This window comes from Paenibacillus sp. NAIST15-1, assembly GCF_001894745.1.
GTDB lineage: Bacteria > Bacillota > Bacilli > Paenibacillales > Paenibacillaceae > Paenibacillus_B > Paenibacillus_B suaedae.
In genome coordinates, this window is record NZ_BBYF01000004.1 from 166,836 (window position 1) to 187,617 (window position 20,782).

Annotated in this window: 20 protein-coding genes and 1 riboswitch; of the genes, 1 reads left to right on the forward strand and 19 read right to left on the reverse strand. The window is 49.4% G+C overall.

Going from position 1 to position 20,782, the window contains the following annotated elements; genetic code table 11:
• Window positions 1-18 precede the first annotated feature (18 nt).
• The 14 genes from PBN151_RS11680 to ychF all read right to left on the reverse strand — a co-directional run bounded on the left by PBN151_RS11680 (window position 19) and on the right by ychF (window position 13,635).
• Window positions 19-399, reverse strand: coding sequence for an ATP synthase subunit I (locus PBN151_RS11680; protein ID WP_021257179.1), 381 nt, complete (start codon window positions 397-399; stop codon window positions 19-21).
• A complete protein-coding gene (locus tag PBN151_RS11685) occupies window positions 392-625 on the reverse strand; it encodes an AtpZ/AtpI family protein (protein ID WP_044353145.1) in 234 nt (77 codons plus the stop codon). The genes PBN151_RS11680 and PBN151_RS11685 overlap by 8 nt, the downstream gene beginning before the upstream one ends.
• 174 nt (window positions 626-799) lie before the next feature.
• On the reverse strand, window positions 800-1,954 hold the full coding sequence (gene wecB, locus PBN151_RS11690; RefSeq protein ID WP_021257181.1) for a non-hydrolyzing UDP-N-acetylglucosamine 2-epimerase: 1,155 nt from the start codon (window positions 1,952-1,954) through the stop codon (window positions 800-802).
• A 307-nt stretch (window positions 1,955-2,261) separates the two neighbouring features.
• Window positions 2,262-2,891, reverse strand: coding sequence for a uracil phosphoribosyltransferase (gene upp / locus PBN151_RS11695; protein ID WP_005544846.1), 630 nt, complete (start codon window positions 2,889-2,891; stop codon window positions 2,262-2,264).
• A gap of 472 nt (window positions 2,892-3,363) precedes the next feature.
• Window positions 3,364-4,614, reverse strand: a complete 1,251-nt coding sequence (locus PBN151_RS11700; RefSeq protein WP_044353147.1) for a serine hydroxymethyltransferase — start codon at window positions 4,612-4,614, stop codon at window positions 3,364-3,366.
• A gap of 151 nt (window positions 4,615-4,765) precedes the next feature.
• The gene (locus PBN151_RS11705) at window positions 4,766-5,335 is read right to left on the reverse strand and encodes a TIGR01440 family protein (protein WP_072729272.1); all 570 of its coding nucleotides are present in this window, start codon (window positions 5,333-5,335) and stop codon (window positions 4,766-4,768) included.
• Window positions 5,336-5,411: 76 nt separating this feature from the next.
• Window positions 5,412-5,870: a ribose 5-phosphate isomerase B gene (gene rpiB / locus PBN151_RS11710; RefSeq protein ID WP_021257184.1), complete on the reverse strand. Its 459-nt coding sequence runs from the start codon at window positions 5,868-5,870 to the stop codon at window positions 5,412-5,414.
• 184 nt (window positions 5,871-6,054) lie between these two features.
• Window positions 6,055-6,135, reverse strand: a riboswitch (ZMP/ZTP riboswitch).
• A gap of 121 nt (window positions 6,136-6,256) precedes the next feature.
• Window positions 6,257-6,838, reverse strand: coding sequence for a low molecular weight protein arginine phosphatase (locus PBN151_RS11715; protein WP_072729075.1), 582 nt, complete (start codon window positions 6,836-6,838; stop codon window positions 6,257-6,259).
• A 101-nt stretch (window positions 6,839-6,939) separates the two neighbouring features.
• On the reverse strand, window positions 6,940-7,506 hold the full coding sequence (locus PBN151_RS11720; protein WP_072729076.1) for a manganese efflux pump MntP: 567 nt from the start codon (window positions 7,504-7,506) through the stop codon (window positions 6,940-6,942).
• 121 nt (window positions 7,507-7,627) lie between these two features.
• The gene (locus tag PBN151_RS11725; RefSeq protein ID WP_072729077.1) at window positions 7,628-8,950 is read right to left on the reverse strand and encodes an L-threonylcarbamoyladenylate synthase; all 1,323 of its coding nucleotides are present in this window, start codon (window positions 8,948-8,950) and stop codon (window positions 7,628-7,630) included.
• 251 nt (window positions 8,951-9,201) lie between these two features.
• Complete coding sequence (gene spoIIR / locus PBN151_RS11730) at window positions 9,202-9,966, reverse strand: stage II sporulation protein R (protein ID WP_072729078.1); 765 nt, start codon at window positions 9,964-9,966, stop codon at window positions 9,202-9,204.
• 350 nt (window positions 9,967-10,316) lie between these two features.
• On the reverse strand, window positions 10,317-11,258 hold the full coding sequence (prmC, locus tag PBN151_RS11735; RefSeq protein WP_083545110.1) for a peptide chain release factor N(5)-glutamine methyltransferase: 942 nt from the start codon (window positions 11,256-11,258) through the stop codon (window positions 10,317-10,319).
• A complete protein-coding gene (gene prfA / locus PBN151_RS11740) occupies window positions 11,255-12,328 on the reverse strand; it encodes a peptide chain release factor 1 (protein ID WP_021257190.1) in 1,074 nt (357 codons plus the stop codon). The genes prmC and prfA overlap by 4 nt, the downstream gene beginning before the upstream one ends.
• A 206-nt stretch (window positions 12,329-12,534) precedes the next feature.
• Complete coding sequence (gene ychF / locus PBN151_RS11745; RefSeq protein WP_021257191.1) at window positions 12,535-13,635, reverse strand: redox-regulated ATPase YchF; 1,101 nt, start codon at window positions 13,633-13,635, stop codon at window positions 12,535-12,537.
• A gap of 505 nt (window positions 13,636-14,140) precedes the next feature.
• On the opposite strand from ychF, the gene PBN151_RS31240 reads away from it, so the two are divergent.
• Window positions 14,141-14,284: a hypothetical protein gene (locus PBN151_RS31240; protein ID WP_021257192.1), complete on the forward strand. Its 144-nt coding sequence runs from the start codon at window positions 14,141-14,143 to the stop codon at window positions 14,282-14,284.
• 105 nt (window positions 14,285-14,389) lie between these two features.
• Here PBN151_RS31240 and PBN151_RS11750 read toward each other — a convergent pair whose 3' ends face one another.
• From PBN151_RS11750 to PBN151_RS11770, 5 genes are all read right to left on the reverse strand, one after another.
• Window positions 14,390-15,625 (reverse strand): hypothetical protein, encoded by a 1,236-nt coding sequence (locus PBN151_RS11750; protein WP_227774590.1) that lies wholly within the window; start codon window positions 15,623-15,625, stop codon window positions 14,390-14,392.
• A gap of 249 nt (window positions 15,626-15,874) precedes the next feature.
• The gene (locus PBN151_RS11755) at window positions 15,875-17,227 is read right to left on the reverse strand and encodes a sodium-dependent transporter (protein ID WP_072729080.1); all 1,353 of its coding nucleotides are present in this window, start codon (window positions 17,225-17,227) and stop codon (window positions 15,875-15,877) included.
• 246 nt (window positions 17,228-17,473) lie between these two features.
• Window positions 17,474-18,277: a carbohydrate ABC transporter permease gene (locus PBN151_RS11760; RefSeq protein ID WP_028533386.1), complete on the reverse strand. Its 804-nt coding sequence runs from the start codon at window positions 18,275-18,277 to the stop codon at window positions 17,474-17,476.
• A gap of 117 nt (window positions 18,278-18,394) precedes the next feature.
• On the reverse strand, window positions 18,395-19,288 hold the full coding sequence (locus PBN151_RS11765; protein WP_028533385.1) for a carbohydrate ABC transporter permease: 894 nt from the start codon (window positions 19,286-19,288) through the stop codon (window positions 18,395-18,397).
• A gap of 119 nt (window positions 19,289-19,407) precedes the next feature.
• Entirely contained in the window at window positions 19,408-20,781 is a 1,374-nt protein-coding gene (locus PBN151_RS11770; protein WP_072729081.1) for an ABC transporter substrate-binding protein, read from the reverse strand.
• Window position 20,782: the final 1 nt, after the last annotated feature.

The window sequence follows — 20,782 nt, forward strand, 5'->3', positions numbered from 1 at the left end:
CCCTTTCCAATAGACTGCTTACACTTTCTTTTTGCTTGCCCAAATTATACTAACGAAAATCGACAATAACTGAGTAATGAAAAATCCGACAATTGTCGCCACAAGGGATATGTGCTGTTCGAACTTAATGGCGAACATGACTGCCAAGAGTACAATGCACATCCGAGTTACAAATCCAAAGCTGTACCGCCTCTTCTCTTGACTAGCAGCCATCTCTGCAATCTGTCTAACTTTGATAGACAAATAGTGAGCATAAGCCAGCCCTGCCGCAGTTCCCAGTGTCAGTCCAGCCGTATATATCCGGTATTCCGGCGCTACAGCCCAACCGAGGATGAACGCAGACAACAAGAGGAGCGTTACTCTCGTAACGGCACGAACCATGGAAGCCATATCATTCATTTTGTTCCCCCATGAACTTCTTTACTAAGTAGATGATATTGACGATGCCAAGGCATAGCCCGACGATACTCCCTACTCCAAGCCAGAGCTTGGACCCATTAGACGCATTCGCGATCCACTTCCCCGCGTAAAAGCCTAAGAGTATGTACAAGGCAAGCAAGACACCCGCTCCACTAATAGAGAGGGCGACCAGCCATGGGCGATCGTTACGATTCGACATTTTCATAGCCTATAATTCCCATTCATTTTACTTAAGATTACGAGTCTTTGTCAATTGATAAAAACCGCGTAACAACAAGGATGAAAACGATATACATTCGCTTTCAAGCTTTGAAAATCCGCGTAAACCGTACAGTATCACTGTATGCTGGTGCCTTCCCTCATAGAAGAGTGTCATCTATCAATTTGTGAACTTTGTGTGAAATGGCTCCGGGCGCTCTTCTTGAACCCCAAAACTGTGAAGAATCGCACTGACGATCCTTTGGGACGCTTTGCCATCCCCATAAGGGTTTGCAGCCTTGCTCATGCGTGCATATGTCGTTTCGTCCGACAACAGCGCCTTCGCTCGCGCGTACACTTTCTCTTCATCCGTGCCGACCAATTCCAGTGTTCCTGCATCAATGCCTTCCGGTCGTTCGGTAGTTTCGCGGAGGACAAGCACAGGTATGCCAAATGACGGTGCTTCCTCCTGAAGACCGCCTGAATCGGTAAGGATGAGGTGCGTGTGCGGATAGAAGTTGTGGAGGTCAACCACATCAAGCGGTTCTATCAGCTTAATGCGTGGGTGATCTCCCAGCATCTCATGAGCCGGTTCACGTACAGCCGGACTTGGATGTACCGGATATACGATAGCGATGTCTTCAAATTCGTCTGCAATACGGCGAACAGCACGGAAAATGTTGCGATGCGGCTCACCTTGTGATTCGCGGCGATGTGCAGTCATCAATACTAGACGTTTGCCTTGCGCCCAATCGAGCACCTCATGCTTGTAGTCAGATCGTACTGTATATTGAAACACATCTGTAACCGTGTTGCCTGTGACAAATATCGATGCATCTTGCTTATTTTCTTTACGCAAATTGCTTGCCGACCAATCGGTAGGCGCAAAGTGCAAATCAGCCAAAACGCCTGTCAATTGGCGATTCATTTCTTCCGGGAACGGAGAAAGCTTATTCCATGTACGAAGTCCCGCTTCAACGTGCCCTACCTTAATCTGCTGCATGAATGCCGCGTAGCTGGCAAGGAACGTCGTCAATGTGTCACCATGTACAAGCACAATATCTGGCTTCGCTTCACGCAATACAGGCTCCAATCCTTGAAGGACACGCACGGAAATATCATTCAGCGTCTGACGCGCCTGCATAATGTCCAGATCATAGTCTGGCTTAATATTGAACACATCGAGCACCTGGTCCAACATCTGACGATGTTGGGCCGTGACGCATACGATGGATTCGATGTGTTCCGGATGCTTCTGTAATTCCAGAATAAGCGGCGCCATCTTAATTGCTTCTGGACGAACACCGAATACCGTCATTACTTTCACTTTGGACATAGTCTTATCCTCCGTCTTTCTTCTTGCATAATAGTCAATACATTATTGGCTCTAAAATCATTTTTTTAACCTCAAAAAGATCGCTTTTCAGCACCGAGAAGGTTGCAAGAACTCGAAGCCGAGCTTCCGAAGCGAGTTTTGCCGAGCAAAACTTGTAAGGAGCAGCAGAGTGCAGACAAAGACTACATGAGCAGATAAAATGTTTCCGCAGGAAACATACTTCGTAAGCATAAGTTCATCGAGAGTGAATGCAAGATTCGATGCCGAATTGCCTCTTGAGTTGCTTCGTGATCAAAAGCGAATTCTTCTACTTTGTGCCGAACAAGCGGTCGCCGGCGTCACCCAAACCTGGAACAATATAGCCGTGATCGTCCAGACGCTCGTCCAATGCCGCCAAATAAATGTCGATGTCCGGATGTGCTTCTTGAACAGCCTTGACACCTTCCGGCGCTGCAATGAGGCACATCAATTTAATTTGCGTGCAGCTGCGCTTCTTCAGCACGTCAATAGCCGCAATCGCCGATCCGCCTGTAGCAAGCATTGGATCAATAACGATCAATTGACGCTCAGTCACGTCTGTAGGAAGCTTCGTATAGTACTCAACCGGTTGAAGCGTCTCAGGATCGCGGAACAAGCCCACATGTCCGATCTTCGCACCTGGAATCAGCTTTACAACGCCTTCTACCATACCTAGTCCAGCACGCAAAATAGGGATTAGTCCCAGCATGCGGCCAGCGATCATTTTGCTCTCTGTTTCGGCAACTGGCGTTTCGACTGTCACCGTTTGCAATGGCAGTTCACGTGTAATCTCATACGCCATCAAAGTTGCTACTTCGTCCACGAGCTCGCGGAAGTCCTTCGTCGTTGTCTTTTTGTCTCGAATCAATGTCAATTTGTGTTGAATCAGTGGATGATCGCAAATGACCAGTTTACCCATATTTCGTGTCCCTCCGCCTTTTACTCTCGTTGCTTTTCATCTCAATACGTGATGATTTGAACTGATATTCCTACTTTGAACAGCCGTACATGCCAAGCTTATCCGGCTTCATCTAAGCTAAACAGGCTCTATTATAACATTCCGAGCCTATCACTGCACGTTTTACAGGCACTTTTGAGGTATTTTTCACATTTCCGACAACTCGGTGCAAAAGGATCACACTGTACTATTTCTAAGCATGTTGAAGACAGCTTATACATGGTCATGCAGCAAACATCGGAAATTGTCGAGATTCTACTCTGCTGAGGCTCTCGCACACTACCTAGGCATCCTATACTGAAATCGAGAGTTCTCCCTGCCTATTTACGCAAAAAAGAGCAGGTGATCATCTTCAAGAGTGATTACCTGCTCTGTCCATTAAATATGCAATAAAAGAGTCCTACCCGCCAAAAGGGCGTGTCTTCCTACCTAATTAATATTTCAATGTAGAGTACAACGGGAACTGAGCTGTCAGATCGCTGACCATACCGCGTGCTTTGTTCAATACAGCCTCATCCTGTGGCTGCTTCAATGTCATAGCAATGACTTGGCCAATAACGCGCATTGCTGCTTCATCCATGCCTCGGGATGTCGCCGCTGGTGTTCCGATACGAATACCGCTCGTTATGAACGGACTTGTCGGATCGAATGGAATGGCGTTCTTGTTCACGGTAATGCCAACGGAATCCAATACTTTCTCCGCATCTTTACCCGTGATATTGATATTGCGCGTATCGATCAGCATCAGATGGTTGTCTGTACCGCCAGATACAATACTCAAACCTTCCTCAACCAGCGTACTCGCCAATACTTGCGCGTTCTTGATCACTTGCTCAGCATACTGCTTGAACGATGGCTGCAGTGCTTCGCCCAATGCAACAGCCTTAGAAGCCACCACATGCATAAGCGGGCCGCCTTGTGTGCCTGGGAATACAGCCTTGTCGATCGCTTGTGCCCAAGCTTGACGGCACATAATCATACCTCCGCGCGGACCGCGCAGTGTCTTATGTGTTGTCGTCGTAACGAAATGAGCGTGCGGTACTGGGCTTGGATGAAGTCCTGCGGCAACCAATCCTGCGATATGCGCCATGTCTACCATGAACAGAGCGCCTACATCGTTCGCAATTTGGCCGAGTGCTTCAAAATCGATAATACGTGGATAAGCGCTTGCGCCTGCCACGATCATTTTCGGACGATGCTTGAATGCTGCCTTGCGCACTTTATCATAATCAATACGGAACGTATCTTCTTCCACGCCGTAAGCCACAAAGTTGTACAGCAAACCAGATGCATTCACAGGGCTTCCGTGAGTCAAGTGTCCACCATGCGCCAAATCCATGCCAAGCACGGTATCTCCTGGCTTCAATGCTGCCAAGTACACAGCCATGTTCGCTTGCGCACCGGAGTGCGGCTGTACATTGACATGCTCAGCGCCGAAGAGTTCCTTCGCACGGTTGCGGGCAATATCCTCAACAATATCCACGTGCTCGCAGCCGCCATAGTAGCGTTTGCCTGGATAACCTTCCGCGTATTTGTTCGTCAGAACCGTCCCCATCGCTTCCATAACCGCCTCACTGACGATGTTTTCAGAAGCAATCAGCTCGATATTGTTGCGCTGACGCTGCAACTCCAAGTCCATTGCTTTCAACACTTCAGGATCTGCTTGTCGTAAATGATCTACCATTGGCATAGCCCTCCCACATTTTCATTCCCTTATTGCAATGTATGACAACGCATCTGCGTTAAGGTTCTATCGTAGCAGTAATAAAAGTGCAACAGTGGCTCTCCCGCCCCACTGCAAATAATTGTGAACAGCCTGCATTCAAGCACTGCTCCTATTCACATGAAGACAATCCATCCTCAGTTGGAAGCTGATAGACTGCCCGCTCCCCGCCTATAAGCTTCGGCCGCGTCTTCGCCATATTGACACGCGCCTTGCCAATATATCGTACTTCTGTACGCAGAGGAACAGCTACCCGGTGCAAATGCATGCCAATAAGCGTCTCGCCGATATCGATGCCAGCATGGGCACATATCTCTTCTGCGAGACATGCATCAGTCAGCTGGCGATACGCATAAGCGGCCATCGATCCGCCCGCCTTCCGAACCGGAACTGCCGATACTTCCACCAGCCGGAGCCGCTCCAATGTGCGGCGTTCAACAACAAGTGCGCGGTTCAAATGCTCACAGCATTGGAATGCAATCTCGAGACCATAGCTTGAGCGGAGCACGTCGAGACCGGCAAATATCGCCTGCGCGGTATCCGTTGCGCCCGAAGTTCCAATGCGCGCACCTGCCACCTCGCTTGTACTGCAGCCAATGACGACTAGCTGCCCGGGCTTGAGCCCTGCCTCGCGAACGAGGGCATGTGCAGCTGCCTCTGCTTGCTCGCGAACCTGCCCCATTTTCAAGAATGACGATGCTGGCCCTTGATGTTCGTTCTTCTCGATCTCATTCATCCTGCCCATTCACCTCCACTCGCTACGCTTGCGAGTGATATTTATGTTCTACGTCCGCGACTTTGCGAAGACGTCCAATATGGCGCTCTCCTTGGCTGAATTCTGTACCCAGCCATACACGTACAATCTCTTCAGCAAGTCCAGGTCCAATGACACGCTCACCCATAGCAAGTACATTCGTATCATTGTGCTCTCTCGTTGCCTTAGCAGAGAATAAATCATGAACAAGCCCGCAGCGGACGCCTGGCACCTTATTCGCTGCGATGGACATCCCAATCCCGGTACCACATATGAGCACGCCTCGATCTGCTTCGCCTGAGGCAACCATCTCTGCAACAGGTACCGCATAATCCGGATAATCTACTGATGTTGTACAATCGCAGCCTACATCAATGACGTCATGACCAAGCTCCTTGATGACTTGTACAATCCCTTCCTTAAGTCGTACGCCAGCATGGTCTGCACCAATGGCAATTTTCATTGTCGTACCCTCCATCCGTTGTCTTCAATTGTGCTCTCCGTCCATGTTACCATGCTCGGTATGCTACGGGTCTATTATAACGAATTTCCCGCAAATTAGACGAGCCAATTGCACGTTACTCCCAGTGTAACATGTCTCATTGATTGAAAAAAAGAGCATAGCACGGCTCTCTATCCGTACACTGCTCTTCTGCCCAGGCGACCGGCCGTATGCTCCGATGCTCCACCGTGGTTCCCCACTTCCGTCGCCAGTTACATCGGATCCTCTCCATATAGAACGATCATAATGGATGTCGCAACCAATTGCAACCGTTATTTTCCTGCCCACTCACACACAGCATCCTACTGCTGCATTTGGCAGTGCCATAAACCCAACACTTAAACCGTCTATGGCTGAAGCTTATCAAGCAACCTAGTCAGCGCAGCCTGAATCTCCGCCGCTGTCATCCGATACTGCTCCAAAGAACCGCCATACGGGTCTGCCACATCCTGATTCGGCATAAGCCGCTGCAATTCAGCAAGCTGTACCAGCTCGTCTTCCGTTGGAGCTTGTCCCATAGCAAGCTTCAATTGAAGATCCGCAGCCAATGATTGCAGCTGTTGATATTGCTCCTGCTCTGAATCCGGATTGCTCACATATTCCTTAAGCGCAAATGTCTTGCTCGTTGCACCCGGGAACTGTTGAAGCACATGACGCTTGTGGCTAGTCGTCAATGTCAATATAAGATCTGCCCAATGCACACGCTCTTCATCCAGTGCAGCCGATCGAAAATCTCGATGATTGGCAATATTCTGCTCCTCCAGTACAGTAGAAGCGTGCTGTGACATCGGTGTGCCGTCCCATGCTGCTACACCTGCTGATTGAACATGAATGTCCAAGCCGCGTTCCTCTGCCATATGCTTCAGCATAGCCTCTGCGATTGGACTTCGGCATGTATTGCCTGTACATACAAATAAAATGCGTATCATATGACCCCCTCCCTTCATACCATGAAACCTATCTATAGGGTCGCGCATCTTCATCAATCTCATTCCTGCTTGCTTTGACTTCGCTCCAAAGCTTAGAAAGCTTAGAAAGGCAGCAAAAACAATACCCCAAAGGTAAGCAGGATCGCCCCACCTGCAGCCTCCCCGTACTCACCGAAATGCTTGCCTGCGTGGTGGCCAAGAAATATGCCAAAGATCGACATCGCACCGCCGAACAGTCCAAAGGCAATGATCGTCATCAACAAATCAGAGCCGAACATCCCGAGCGATATTCCAACGGAAAAGGAGTCTACACTTACACTGAGTGCGAACAGCAGCATCCCCCATACCGTTGAAGTATTAATCATTTGCGAGGATTCACCCTTCAATGAGCTGTATATCATATGCCCTCCTAGCAAAATAAGAAGGCCTCCCGCTGCCCATGTGGTTACTTCACCGAGCAGCATGCTCATATACATGCCTGTTGCAACACCCGCCAGCGGCATCAGTACATGGAACAATGCGATAACCCCGCTAATGCGAACTGCATCTCTTCGCCGTACCCCTCTCATACCGATACCTAGACACAGTGAAAAGGCATCTGAGCCCAATGCTGCCGCCATCAAAAAAATCGTGATCCATTGGCCGATTGGCGCTGCCGTTTCCCACATTGCCCCCACTCCTCGTCCCATAGCGTCTGTATCCAACGTATGCGGACAAGGATAGTTTCATGACAAGCAGCAAAGAGATAACAAGGCTTGTCTCTTATAAGCTACATTACCCAAACAAGGTTCATTCACACCAAATGATACGATGACCTGCTGCCTTCATCATACGGTTCATCACTGCAAGACCGATGCCTTCTGTAGTGCAAGCTTCTGCCAGTATATAAGTTGCGCCCGCTTCATCGAAATGCCGCAGGGCATCATATAGCAGTGCGGCTGCCTCTTCCAATGCATGCACACTGCCAATCGTTGCTACAATATCAGCTCGGTATTGTTCTGCATGCTCTGCGAAGGCAAGGACACCCGTTGTCTCCCCACGCTGCTGCGCTTCATGCAGCATACGCTTCATGCATTCGGTCACTTGTTCCGCAGACTTCCCTTGCACGATATGCAGCTGACCTTGGGGAGCATAATGGGTATATTTCATTCCAGGTGAGCGAGGCGCGTTCATCTGGATGTCTTTCGCTTGCCCCGTATGCCCCGAAGCAGCTTGAGGAGATAACGACTCCTCGCTAATCATGCCGCTCGCTGCTGCCGAAGGATCTGCTTCCTTGTTCACCAGCGGCGTAGACAAGGAATCTCGATCCCCCAGCGCAGATTCTGGAGTTTGTGGAACCTGTGCATGGATCATTCCCCCATTGGGATCGACCGCTGGATCAATCGTTACCTCGGAGGCCACCTCTTGCAGCATCGCTGTTGTTATCCCACCCGGGCGGAGGACATGCACACGACTGCCTATTAATTCTACAACAGTAGACTCTACCCCTACGCCTGTCGCACCGCCATCGACAATACCGTCGATAAGACCGTCCAAATCCTCCCGTACATGCTCCGCACGCGTCGGACTAGGACGTCCTGAACGGTTGGCGCTTGGAGCTGCCACGGGACATCCAGAAGCACGTATAAGAGCCAAAGCTGTATCGTGACCCGGCATCCGTACACCAACCGTATCCAGTCCCGCCGTCACGCGAGGGGATACAGCCCCCATTCGCACCGGCAGCACGATCGTCAACGGACCCGGCCAAAAGCGTTCCATAAGACGAGCAGCGATATCACTATAAGGCAGGACAAGCTCATCAAGCTGGTTCCGTTCAGCAATATGAACGATTAACGGGTTGTCGGATGGACGCCCCTTGGCAGCAAATATACGTTCAACTGCCTTCGTATCACGGGCATCCGCGCCAAGCCCGTATACCGTCTCCGTTGGGAAGGCAACGGTGCCGCCGGCAGCTAGAATTGCCGCCCCCTCTGTTATTCCATGCTGCTGTTCGAGCGGCATATGTTCGTCTACCGACCACCACTTCGTGTGCAATCGTTGAGCGCTTCCTTCCGTCACGGCAGTCGCGCTGTCCTTCTGTTCCCGTTCATGTCGAGTATTCATTGAGTACATCCCTTACTTCGATATAGAGTGTATGCTCTCCCGCCCCGATGCCGACATCGACACTAAAAAAAGAAAAGGCGGAAGCAACGCAAGAAAGATGCCGAAGGAGCTTCGGCATCTTCATAAATTGAAGTTTCACACGTATTCGTACTTAATTCAAATCTATAAATAACTGTTGCTTATTTTAGTTGTACCATAATGACGGCAACACGTCCAGACGAGTGGAAGGCACACCTAGTGCATACAACTACTCGATTAGATTACCCAAATATTGCACTGAAAATGGAACCAATCAAACGAAACAATGCCTCTAGAGCCTCCCACAGGAAGAACTTCACTTCTGTCTCGCCTGATTCCATCGCGGCATGGGCTTGAGCCTTCCCGTCTGCAGCCTGAGCATCTCCCTCAGCTGATAGAGCGCCCTTGTCTTGTTCTCCACTCTTAGATGGCGCAGATGACTTGGACCTCGCATCACCAGTTTGTGCTTGAGCCGTACTCCCATCGACGAAGCAGAGCGGCGGGAACAGGACACACCACCAATTCTGTCCGCTTCCCTCGCCTAATGTAACGAGCAATGCTTCATACATCCCGGCAGGATATACTTCGCCTCCATACCACTTGGCCGGGAAGGATACTTCTCCAAGCTTCACCTTGACTCCATACGCCAGTCCTTTTTCGTTTAACACTTGCTCTGCCGTCTGCTTCAGTTCGTCCAAATGCCCTGCTATCAGCTCGCGTGCCTTTTCACGAGTATCCGGCTTCTCTTCTGTCTTAAGCCAGCCGTTAATCTGCTCCACAATCCGATCCCGGACCATGCGCTTCACACGCTGATCGTTATCAACGTCTGAGTTGGCCAATATTCGCAGCCGAATCGCATCCTCGGGAATATGATCCTGCTTCTCTATCTTTTGCTTCTGAATATTTTGATTATCAATGGCCTCCGCATGGCCATTTTCCCAACGCATCAAAGCTCCCGCCGCCAGTACGGCAATCGCGAGACCGAGTACGAACACGCGTAAGTTCATGTTCATCCTGCTCCTTGTGAGGTTGGGCGCGCCTCTTGTCTATCAGTATGTCCGCGAACAGGATCCTTAAACCTATCAATAGGTTTTTTTGATAGATAGATTCGTCAAAGTCTTAGGGAGCTGATAGTCTCTAAGAACCATCTGAATACAACAACTCCTTTGCTTCTCCATCATGTTCGAACTGTATCATTCCAATAAAAAAGGACCGTCTATCCGCAGATGCATTCTGCTTCATAGAACAGTCCTTATAGATTCGATTCACCTATTTGTTCCGTATCGTCGGTTTATCTACTTTATATCCGCGCACGCTCACAATCCCCGATGCTTCCTGAATTAGCATGCCGCTTGTCTTAGCGTCGTACACCGATCACATGACGCTCTATCCCTGCGAGATCAGGCACAATGATAAGCTTCTCATCATAACCAGCTTGCGCGAGCATTGCCGCCACATCTTGCGCTTGTCCTTGACCCACTTCAAAGCCAATCATTCGTGGAGCCTTGCCAAGCTCGGACAGCATGGTGACAAGCCGTCGATACGGATCCAAGCCATCCGCTCCACCATCCAGCGCCGTACGCGGCTCATAGTCGCGCACCTCACGCATCAGATCCGCGATATCACCAGCCGGAATATAAGGTGGATTGGATACGAGAATGTCCAATTCACTACCAGCGAACGGCGCCAGCAGATCCCCCTGTTTCCACGACATCCGCTCTGCAACGCCAAGCCGCCCCGCATTTCGCTTCGCGACAGCAAGCGCCGCTGGCGAGATATCGCCAGCCGTGATATGCCAATGTGGACGCTCATGTGCCAATGTACAAGCAATTGCACCGCTGCCGGTACCAATATCCACAACATGAAGTGATTCATCTTGCGACCAGATCCGGTCAGCTTCAGTCAGAATTGCCTCCACGAGGAGCTCTGTCTCCGGCCTTGGGATAAGCACATCCGACGTCACTTCGAACGGCAAACCATAGAAGTAAGCATCCCCAATAATATATTGGGTCGGCTCACCCGCAGATCGCCGTGTCACTGCCGATTCAAAAGCATGGATTGCATCTTCAGGCATCAGCTCTGTCAATGCAACCAAGTAAGCGACTCGCTCCATACCCAGCACATGCCGCAGCAGCAGTTCGGCATGATGTGCAGCATCATCGACTCCATTCTCTGCTAAAAAAGAAGAAGCCTGTACCCAGGCTTCTCTTATTGTTGCAGGCCATGCGAGGCGATATGGAGCTCTGTCTGCCGCATTTAGCTGACTACGCTCCTCATTCCGTCCGCAAGGCTCACTCATGCTTGATTCTCCCTTTCCAGCAGCTCCGCTTGTTCAGTCAACGTAAGCGTTTGGATGAGTTCCTCCACATCGCCGTTCATAATTTGATCAAGCTTATGCAGAGTCAAGCCGATACGATGATCTGTCACACGGCTCTGCGGATAGTTGTACGTCCGAATCCGTTCACTGCGATCACCCGTTCCAACCTTACTTTTGCGCTCGCCAGCGTACTTGGCTTCTTCCTCTTGACGCTTAATTTCATAGATGCGGGCACGCAAGACTTGCAATGCCTTCGCCTTATTATCGTTCTGAGACTTCCCGTCCTGACACGTAGCCATGATCCCTGTTGGAATATGTGTAACACGTACCGCCGACTTCGTTGTGTTGACGGACTGGCCGCCCGCACCAGAAGAGCAGAATGTATCAACACGAATATCTTTATCGAATATTTCGACTTCTACTTCATCTACCTCTGGCATTACAGCTACAGTCGAAGTTGACGTATGAATACGTCCGCCTGATTCAGTTGCCGGTATGCGTTGAACGCGGTGCGCGCCGCTCTCATACTTCAGCTTGCTGTAAGCACCCTTACCGGATACCGAGAAGATAACTTCTTTGAATCCGCCCAGATCGCTCATGTTCGCTTCCATCAGCTCTGTACGCCATCCTTGTGAATCCGCATAGCGCGTGTACATGCGGTATAAATCAGCAGCGAAGAGCGCAGCTTCATCACCGCCTGCCGCACCGCGAATTTCCACGATCACGTTCTTGTCATCATTCGGATCCTTCGGCAGCAGCAAAATACGAATACGTTCCTCAAGTTCCGTTTGACGCGCACTCAGTTCCTCGATTTCCATCTTCACCATTTCGCGCATCTCATCGTCAAGCTTCTCTTGCATCATTACCTTCGCCGCATCCAGTTCGCTAAGTACATTTTTAAATTCCATAAATGCTTCATAAGCTGGCTGCAGATCGGATTGCTCCTTCGAATACTCACGAAGCTTCTTCGGCTCGTTCGCCACATCCGGGTCACATAGCAATTCACTCAACTTCTCATAGCGATCCGCAAGGGATTGCAGTCTATCTAACATCATACACGCTCACCTCTCTTCTCCAATTCGATACTACCACGTATATTCATGAACCTTGATTTGCGCAATCATGGTTCGTGCTTCAATAAATGAATGATTACGGCATTCCACCATAACCATTTCCGCAACCATTCCCTCGCTCAACCTGCATTACAATGCGCAGATGATCTCACTGCATTAGCTAAGCAAGCGAAGAAGCAGAAGCGCTATACGTTGAAGCGGAAATGCATAACATCGCCGTCTTGAACAACGTATTCCTTACCTTCCAATCTTAGCTTACCCTGTTCCTTCACCGCATTCATAGAACCGCCAGCAACTAGATCATTATAAGAGACCACTTCGGCACGAATGAAGCCGCGCTCGAAGTCGGAGTGGATAACACCTGCCGCTTGCGGGGCCTTCATCCCTTTGCGAATCGTCCAAGCGCGTACTTCTTGTACACCAGCAGTAAAGTACGTATACAGACCAAGCAAGCGATAGGCTGCCTTAATCAAGCGGTTCAGACCGGACTCATCCAGTCCAAGCTCTTCAAGGAACATCTCCTTATCTTCGCCCTCAAGCTCAGCAATTTCTGCTTCTACCTTTGCGCTAATCGGCACAACTTCTGCATTCTCAGCTGCGGCAAAGTCACGTACCTGCTGTACATATGGATTGCTATCCGCATCCTTCACGCCATCTTCGCTTACGTTCGCCGCATACAATACTGGCTTCATCGTGAGCAAGTGCATGTCGCGTACAAGCACCTTTTCTTCGTCGCTCAGTTCCAAGCTGCGTGCTGGCTTATCATTGTACAACGCCTCTTTCAAGCGCTCCAATACAGCAGCCTCTGCCGCATACTTCTTGTCGCCGCTCTTCATGTTCTTCTTTGTGCGATCAAGACGCTTCTCGACCGATTCCAAATCCGCCAGAACGAGCTCCAAGTTGATCGTTTGAATATCGCTAACTGGGTCAACCTTTCCGTCAACATGCGTAATATTTTCGTCTTCGAAGCAGCGTACAACGTGTACGATTGCATCTACTTCACGAATGTGAGCCAAGAACTTGTTCCCAAGCCCTTCGCCCTTGCTCGCACCACGTACCAGACCGGCAATATCAACAAATTCAAACGCTGTTGGAACTGTACGGTTTGGAACAACCAACTCCGTCAACTTATCCAAGCGCTCATCTGGAACCTCTACCACGCCGACATTCGGATCGATCGTACAGAACGGATAGTTCGCCGATTCAGCCCCTGCTTGTGTAATCGCATTGAACAACGTCGATTTGCCGACGTTAGGCAGCCCAACAATACCTGCTTTTAATGCCATTTATAAGTACAACTCCTTAGACCGTATATTTGAATAACCATTGTTTCGAACATTACCTTACTATCATAAACCTAGTCTATCAATTATGTTTCATGTATCGTTAAGATGCGTGTAAAAAACACGCAAAAATTCCTTAACCATTATAACCAACAACGCAAAAAAAACCTAGTCATCGACTAGATTTTTTCCGTATTGTCAACTTTTGCTCACTTCAGGAGAGCAGAAAAGCACTAAAGACTTCTGCGATCTTAGCAATTTTTATTGTTCGGAATAATAAATCCTTACTCAAGAGCTGCTTGTCTGAAGCCAAGTACATATCCATCCACTTGCAGCCAGATCTGAAATTTTCGAGGTAGCGTTGTCTGTTAGTTATCTATGTCAACTGTTTCCTTTACCTTGCTTTGGCTCTTCTCGGATAAGGAGACTGTGCACCGAACATACTATTGCTGTAGCTGGATCCAACATTCAATTTCCATCATTTTTGAGTAAAGTGAGGGGTACAACTATGGAGAATAAATCGCATCGTGGCAATTATAAAGGCACCACGGCAATGAAAGCGAAAAATCAAGATATGGCGTTCGTAAATGACACTATTGAAGGAGCAAAATCCGTAACACCTTTCTCCGAGAAAAAGAAAAAGACGGACTAGTTCCGTCTTGCCAGCTTCAAATGTCCAATTGTGTATTCACATCATAACTTGTCCAATCGATCTACCTGTTTCACCGAAGGTAGGCTTAACCTAGCAAGGCTTCTCTTATGTGATGAATCGATACAGCGAACGAATCGTCATACCCGCTCCGTAGCGTTCTGCATTCGGCATATCGACTTGATTTTGCAAGCATACCTTAATGACACGTGCAGCTGCAGGATGGATCGATACCGTTCCATCTTCCTGCTTCTGCATAACGCCACCGTCTTGACCTGGCGTCTGGAATAAAGAATACAGCATCCCATCTGCGACAAGCATCGGGCTGTTCCAGTTCCATTGCAGCCACTCCTCATCCCACTGAACCGTTGACTCACCTATCTCCCATACTACCTGCCGTGAGCGGCGCTGATGAGCAGATATCGTCTTCTCCAGTGCTTCTTTCCAAAAAGCAGCTCGTTCGTCCAAGGTTGTCCCCTTACTTAAGGAGCGACATGCAGCTTGCGCACATACCGACGCAATAGCGCCGTCCGCCCACGGAAACTGAATGCGATCCATACGAGGCAGCGTACACCCCGATATGAGCTTGCTCATCTCCAGAAGACCGAGTGACTCAGGAGCGGTAACAGCTACGCATACAGCGCGAATCGCTTCGTGAAGCTCATCGTCTTGATGCTGTCCGAACGCTATGGATGGGTTGAATGGCTTACCGATACGGTGCCGATAATCTGCCAACGCAAGCAAGCCATTAAGGCGCACACGTGCTGTAAGGCCATGGAAGGAAGCCTCCTGCAGCGTATCCTCAACAGCCTCATCTGTCCATTGGAGCAAATGCAGTACATAAATCACCTGCACTGCTGTTCGATCATCTTCGTGAATGAGAGACGTCCAGTCTGCATAGCGCTCACGAAGTACGTGAAGCCAGCTCTGCTCCACCTGGGAGGCAATATCTCTAGTCTCCGCATCATCAGCATGGCGATATCGAGAGGGTGTCACCCCAAATGGAAGATGGCAGTCCATCACCGTTCGCAGTACTTGCGCTATCCCATTCAAGATGGATGCCTTCGCAACCGACTTATATCGTACGGTCAAAATATCCAAGAGCGGCTCGATTAGCGCACTAGTTGCTTCATGGACACCATGCTCCATGCACAGCTGCTCGAATAATGCTTGAGCCGCCTCCGCCGATTGCTCCATCGATCCGTTCTCCATGACACAGAGCAATTCCGGCACATTGTCTTCTGAGCCGAACGAATATACCGATCCTGCCCCATTAGCCAAGCCCATTTTCTCTACGCCTCCATAAGCCGCCCGAGTTACAGGGGCTGTGGTTTTAATTTCCATTATATCATCTCATGTCAACTTTGGAATAGTTTTATCGAAATATGTCGAAAAAAAAGAATACAATAGCCGAAACAGCCCGCAGCCGTGCAAGTGTATGTTAAGAAATCATATTCAAAGATGATTCAAATCATCACTGATTGGTGAATGATAAGTAGCATGACATTCTCCCCCTTTAGATGAATAGGCAATATAAAACAACGCCCCGGAAGGCTCATCCAGCCATCTGGGGCGTTGTTCGGCATTTCTAATTTAGACCAAGCCGATCGACGACAAGAAAATCAATATTATGAGCACAGGAGCTATAATGCGCATCGTGAACAGCCATATACTTCTCCACACGGGAGATAGACCCGTCTCTTCTCCGGACTGCTTCCATGCGTATCCGACAAGCAGCGTTACGAACAAACCGCCCAGTGGCAGCATTACATTCGAGGTCAGGAAATCAATCCATTGGAAGAAGTTACGGCCGCCCAGCGTCGCTTCCTCCAGAACCCCTCCTGCTGCCAGCGTGCACGGAAGACCGATGATGTACATGGCAGCAATCACATAAAAGGTTGCCTTGCCACGCCCCAAGTTGTAGCGGCGCATGATATAGGCTACAGGCACTTCCGCAAGAGCCAAACAAGACGTAACTGCAGCAATTGCCAGGAGCAAGAAGAACAAGCCGCCGAACAATGCCCCATAAGGCATCGAGGCAAATGCTGCAGGGAGAGCAACGAAGACAAGTCCCGGCCCTGAATCCGGTTCAATTCCAAATGTAAATATCGTTGGGAAGATGATCAACCCTGCAATAAGCGCATAGATTAAATCACCCGCTCCTACTGCGACAGTCGCTAGTGGCAGCGATTGATGCTTGTCTACGTATGCACCATACGTCAGCATGGCCCCCATACCAAGCGACAAGGAGAAAAATGCAAGCCCCAATGCCATCAGTGCGGAATGGAAGGTCAACTGTGAGAAGTCAGGCTTCAGGAAATAAGAGATTCCTTCAGCAGCGCCGTCCAGCGTAAGCGTACGCACCATCATAACCAATAAAATGATGAGCAGGCCCGGAATAACAATCTTATTGAACTTCTCAATACCACCAGATATCCCTCTGGCAATGATGAATCCGGTTAAGGCAAACACGACGATCTGCCAGACAATCGGCATCATCCCTCCGGTGAAGAGCTTGAAGTGTTCCGCATAATCGCCGCTTTGGAACAAGATTCCGGATACCGACTCAACTGCATAATGGAGCGTCCATCCCGCAATCGTGCTGTAATACGTCATAATCAGGAAGGCAGCCAATACGGCGATAAATCCCAGTACGCCCCATCCTCTTTTGCGTGATAAAGTGGTGAAAGCAGAGACTGCGTCACCGCGTCCGCCACGTCCAACAGCCAGTTCGCCAAGCAATACTGGCAAGCCAACAATTAAGAGACAGGCGATGAATAATAGGAAGAATGCTCCTCCTCCATTTTGCCCCGTAACGTATGGGAACTTCCACATGTTGCCCAGCCCGACTGAACTGCCGATAGCGGCCAATATAAATCCTGCAGAGCTGAATTGCTCCGACTTATTTCCCTTCTGAGGATCCTGCTTTGATTGCTTATTTGACATAAATGGGTATGCCACTCCTTCTTTCCTGCTGTATTTTCTAGGGTGCCCCAAGGACTGAGATAAACTCCATTTTATTCAAAAATGCGCTCCGAATCGAATGTAATATTTCTCAAATCCTCCAACCTACTTCAAGCATACCAACCTCCATGCAGCATCCATATGAAAAAAGGCACCCCTTGTGCTGCGTGAGCAGCCAAAGAGCGCCTTAGATCGAGCTATTCACATCCGTGCAGCCAAGAGTGGCTCTTACTTAATTCCTGAGTGCATGAAGCTGCTAATAAATTTGCGCTGGAACAGCAAAAATCCAAGAATCAGCGGCCCTACAACAAGCAATGTTGCTGCACTTACTTCTGCCCACTGCGCCCCCGTCTCGAAAGACTGAGCAAACATAGCAAGCCCTACAGTAAGCGGACGATTCTCTACGGAGTTCGTCACAATCAGCGGCCACAGGAAGTTATTCCACTGATAGCTGACCGATACAACCGCAAATGAGATATATACAGGCGCAGACAACGGCACGAAGATGCGCCACAAAATGCCCAGGCGAGAGCAGCCTTCCACCATCGCTGCTTCCTCCAATTCAAGCGGCAGCTGCTTAAATGTCTGGCGGAGCAGAAATATCCCGAATGCTGATGCGAAGTATGGCAGCATGATGCCCAGCTTCGTATCCAGCAAACCAAACTCCTTCAATACATGGTAGTTCGAGAAAATAAGAACATCCGCTGGTACCATAAGTTGTACCAAGAACAGCATAAATACAGCGTCTTTCCCGAAGAAGCGCAGGCGTGCAAATGCGTAAGCAGCCAGTGTTAGGCTGAGAAGCTGCGCAAGCAGCACTCCTCCTGCAATCGTGAAGGTGTTCAAATAATACTGGGCAAATGGAGCACCTTCCCATACCTTTGCAAAGTTAGCTAACGTCCACTCCCATGACCAGAATGAATTCATGCCCGCATCCTTGGGACGGAACGCCGTCCATAACATCCAGATGAGCGGCACAAACCACACGACGCTGACCACGAGCATAATCGCATGCCAGAGCCACTGCTTCATCCGTCGCTTCGTCCGTTCGATCTTCAAGGCTCGATCCGATAAAGGCGGCCTACGGCCTACGGCGCCTGTACTAAATTCTGTGTTGATCCCAACTGATTTGTCCATAAGGCGCCTCCTTTATTGATAATGGATCTTGCGATCCCAGCCGAAAAATTGTAGTGATGATAGTACCAAGAGCAGTGCGATCATAATGACAGTCATGGTCGCCGCCATTCCTTGATCGTAGAAGCTGAAGGCTGTGTCATAAATGTGATACAGAAGCAGGCTGCTCGCATTGTCTGGACCACCCTTGGTCATAATCCACAAATGATCCACAAGCTTGAATGCATTCGTCAGCGCTACAACTGCTACAAACAGCGTAGTAGGCATCGTCAATGGGATTGTAATCCGTGTCGTTACCTTCCAAGTACCAATGCCGTCTACCGAGGCCGATTCATATAAGTCCTTCGGAATATTCTGAAGTCCGGCCAAGTAGAAGATCATGAAGTATCCTGCTTCCTTCCATATCATCATGACGATCATAGCCCACATGACCGTATCGGGATGCCCCAACATATTCATGTCCGCCGACTGTCCAACCCACTTCGCCAGTTGAGCCAACAAACCATACTGAGGTGTGTATATAAACAGCCAAATATTCGCTACCGCGATCATTGGAATCATATTCGGATAGAAAAATGCCACACGAGAGAATGAACGTCCCGCTAGTGCCTTATCAGCGAACAGCGCCATAATGAAAGCAAGCGCCATGGAAGTAGGCACTGTGCCAATCGCAAACCATATATTATTGCTGAATACTTTCTGGAATACAGGGTCTTGGAACAGTGCAGTAAAGTTATCAAGCCCTACAAATATCGGCTCTGGTGTAGCCAGATCGGATTGATACATACTGAGCCAGGCTGTCTTCAGCATTGGATAATAGGTGAAGAGCATGAGGAACAACAGGGATGGGAGCAGCAGCGCCCATGCCAATGTATTGCGGGATAGACGTTCTTTCCATTTGGCGGTCATCATCCTGACCTCCTTCTCCAATGAATTCTAGTAAGTTCATGATGTATATAAATCGGCAGGGCCTAAGCCCTGCCGATACAGCACGCACATAAGGCATGCGATTGCATCTTGAGCGTGTATTACTTGTTGAACGGCTTCAGTGCGCGATCAGCCTCTTCCTGCGCCTTCTTCAATGCAGATGCCGGATCCGTCGTGCCTGTCAGCACCGCTTGCACTTGATCCGTCAATGCTTTGGAGACTTTACCATTGTTGTGCGTAGACAATTCCGCGTAAGCGTGCTCCAATTGATCACGTGCAACAACTGCTTGCGGGAACTCAGCTGCATATTTCTTCATCACATCTGTGTCGTACGCTGACTTGCGAACGCCAACATAGCCCGTATCAATACTCCATTGAGCAGCTTGCTCCGGCTCTGTCATGAACTTGATGAATTCCCAGGCTGCTGCTTGTTTCTTCGGATCGATGTCCTTGAAGATATACAAGTTGCCGCCGCCTGTAGGTGAACCGTACTGCTTGTTCATCGGCAGGAATGCAACACCGAAGTCGAATTTAGCGTTATTCTTCACATTCGTCAGGTTGCCCGTAGTATGAATCATCATAGCAGTCTTCTGCTCTAAGAAGTCTGTAGGAACCGTTGCCCATTCTACAATACCTTCCGGCATTACCTTATGCTTCTTCGACAGGTCTTGCCAATACTGCAATGCTTCTACATTCTCTGGTGTATCGAAGAATACTTTCTTGCCGTCTTGGGACATGAGGTTGCCTTTTGGATCAGCCATGTTCTGCAGGGAGAACAGTTGGAACATCCAATAAGCAAATCCGGATCCTGGCACCTCGATGCCTTGGCGGCCGTCTTTTTTCAGCTTCGTTGCATATTCTGTAAGCTCAGCCCAAGTCTTCGGCGGTTGATCCGGGTTTAGGCCAACTTCTTTGAAAGCATCCTTGTTGTAATAAAGAACGATAGTACTGCGTTGGAAAGGGATACTGTATGTCTTGTTCTCAACTTGCGAGTTCGCCATGAAAGCCGGGTAGAAATCATCAAGGAAACCGTTGCCTTCCTTCGCGATAAAGTCATCAAGCGGAAGGATTGCATTCGTATCCAGCATGCTGAACAGTTCCGTAGACAGCATAACCGCTACATCCGGCGGCTGCTTGGCTTGGATGCCAGCTTGAATCTTCGTCGTCGTATCTGCATAACTGCCTGTATAAACAGGCTTCACTGTGATGTTCGGGTGCTTCTCGGTGAACTTCGCCGTCATACCCTCAACCACTTTCGTCAGTGGACCACCAACTGCGATAGGAAAATAGAATGTCAACTCCACATTCTCATCCTTCGGTGTGGTTGCGTTATCGGCTGGAGCTGTTGTCGCCCCCTCCTGCGTCGCACCTTTCTCTGGCGTCTTTGTTCCTCCTGCTGTCCCTGACTGGCCGCAGCCTACCAGCAGCGTAAAACACATAAACAGAAGTAGCATCCACTTAGCGCGCATTTGCATA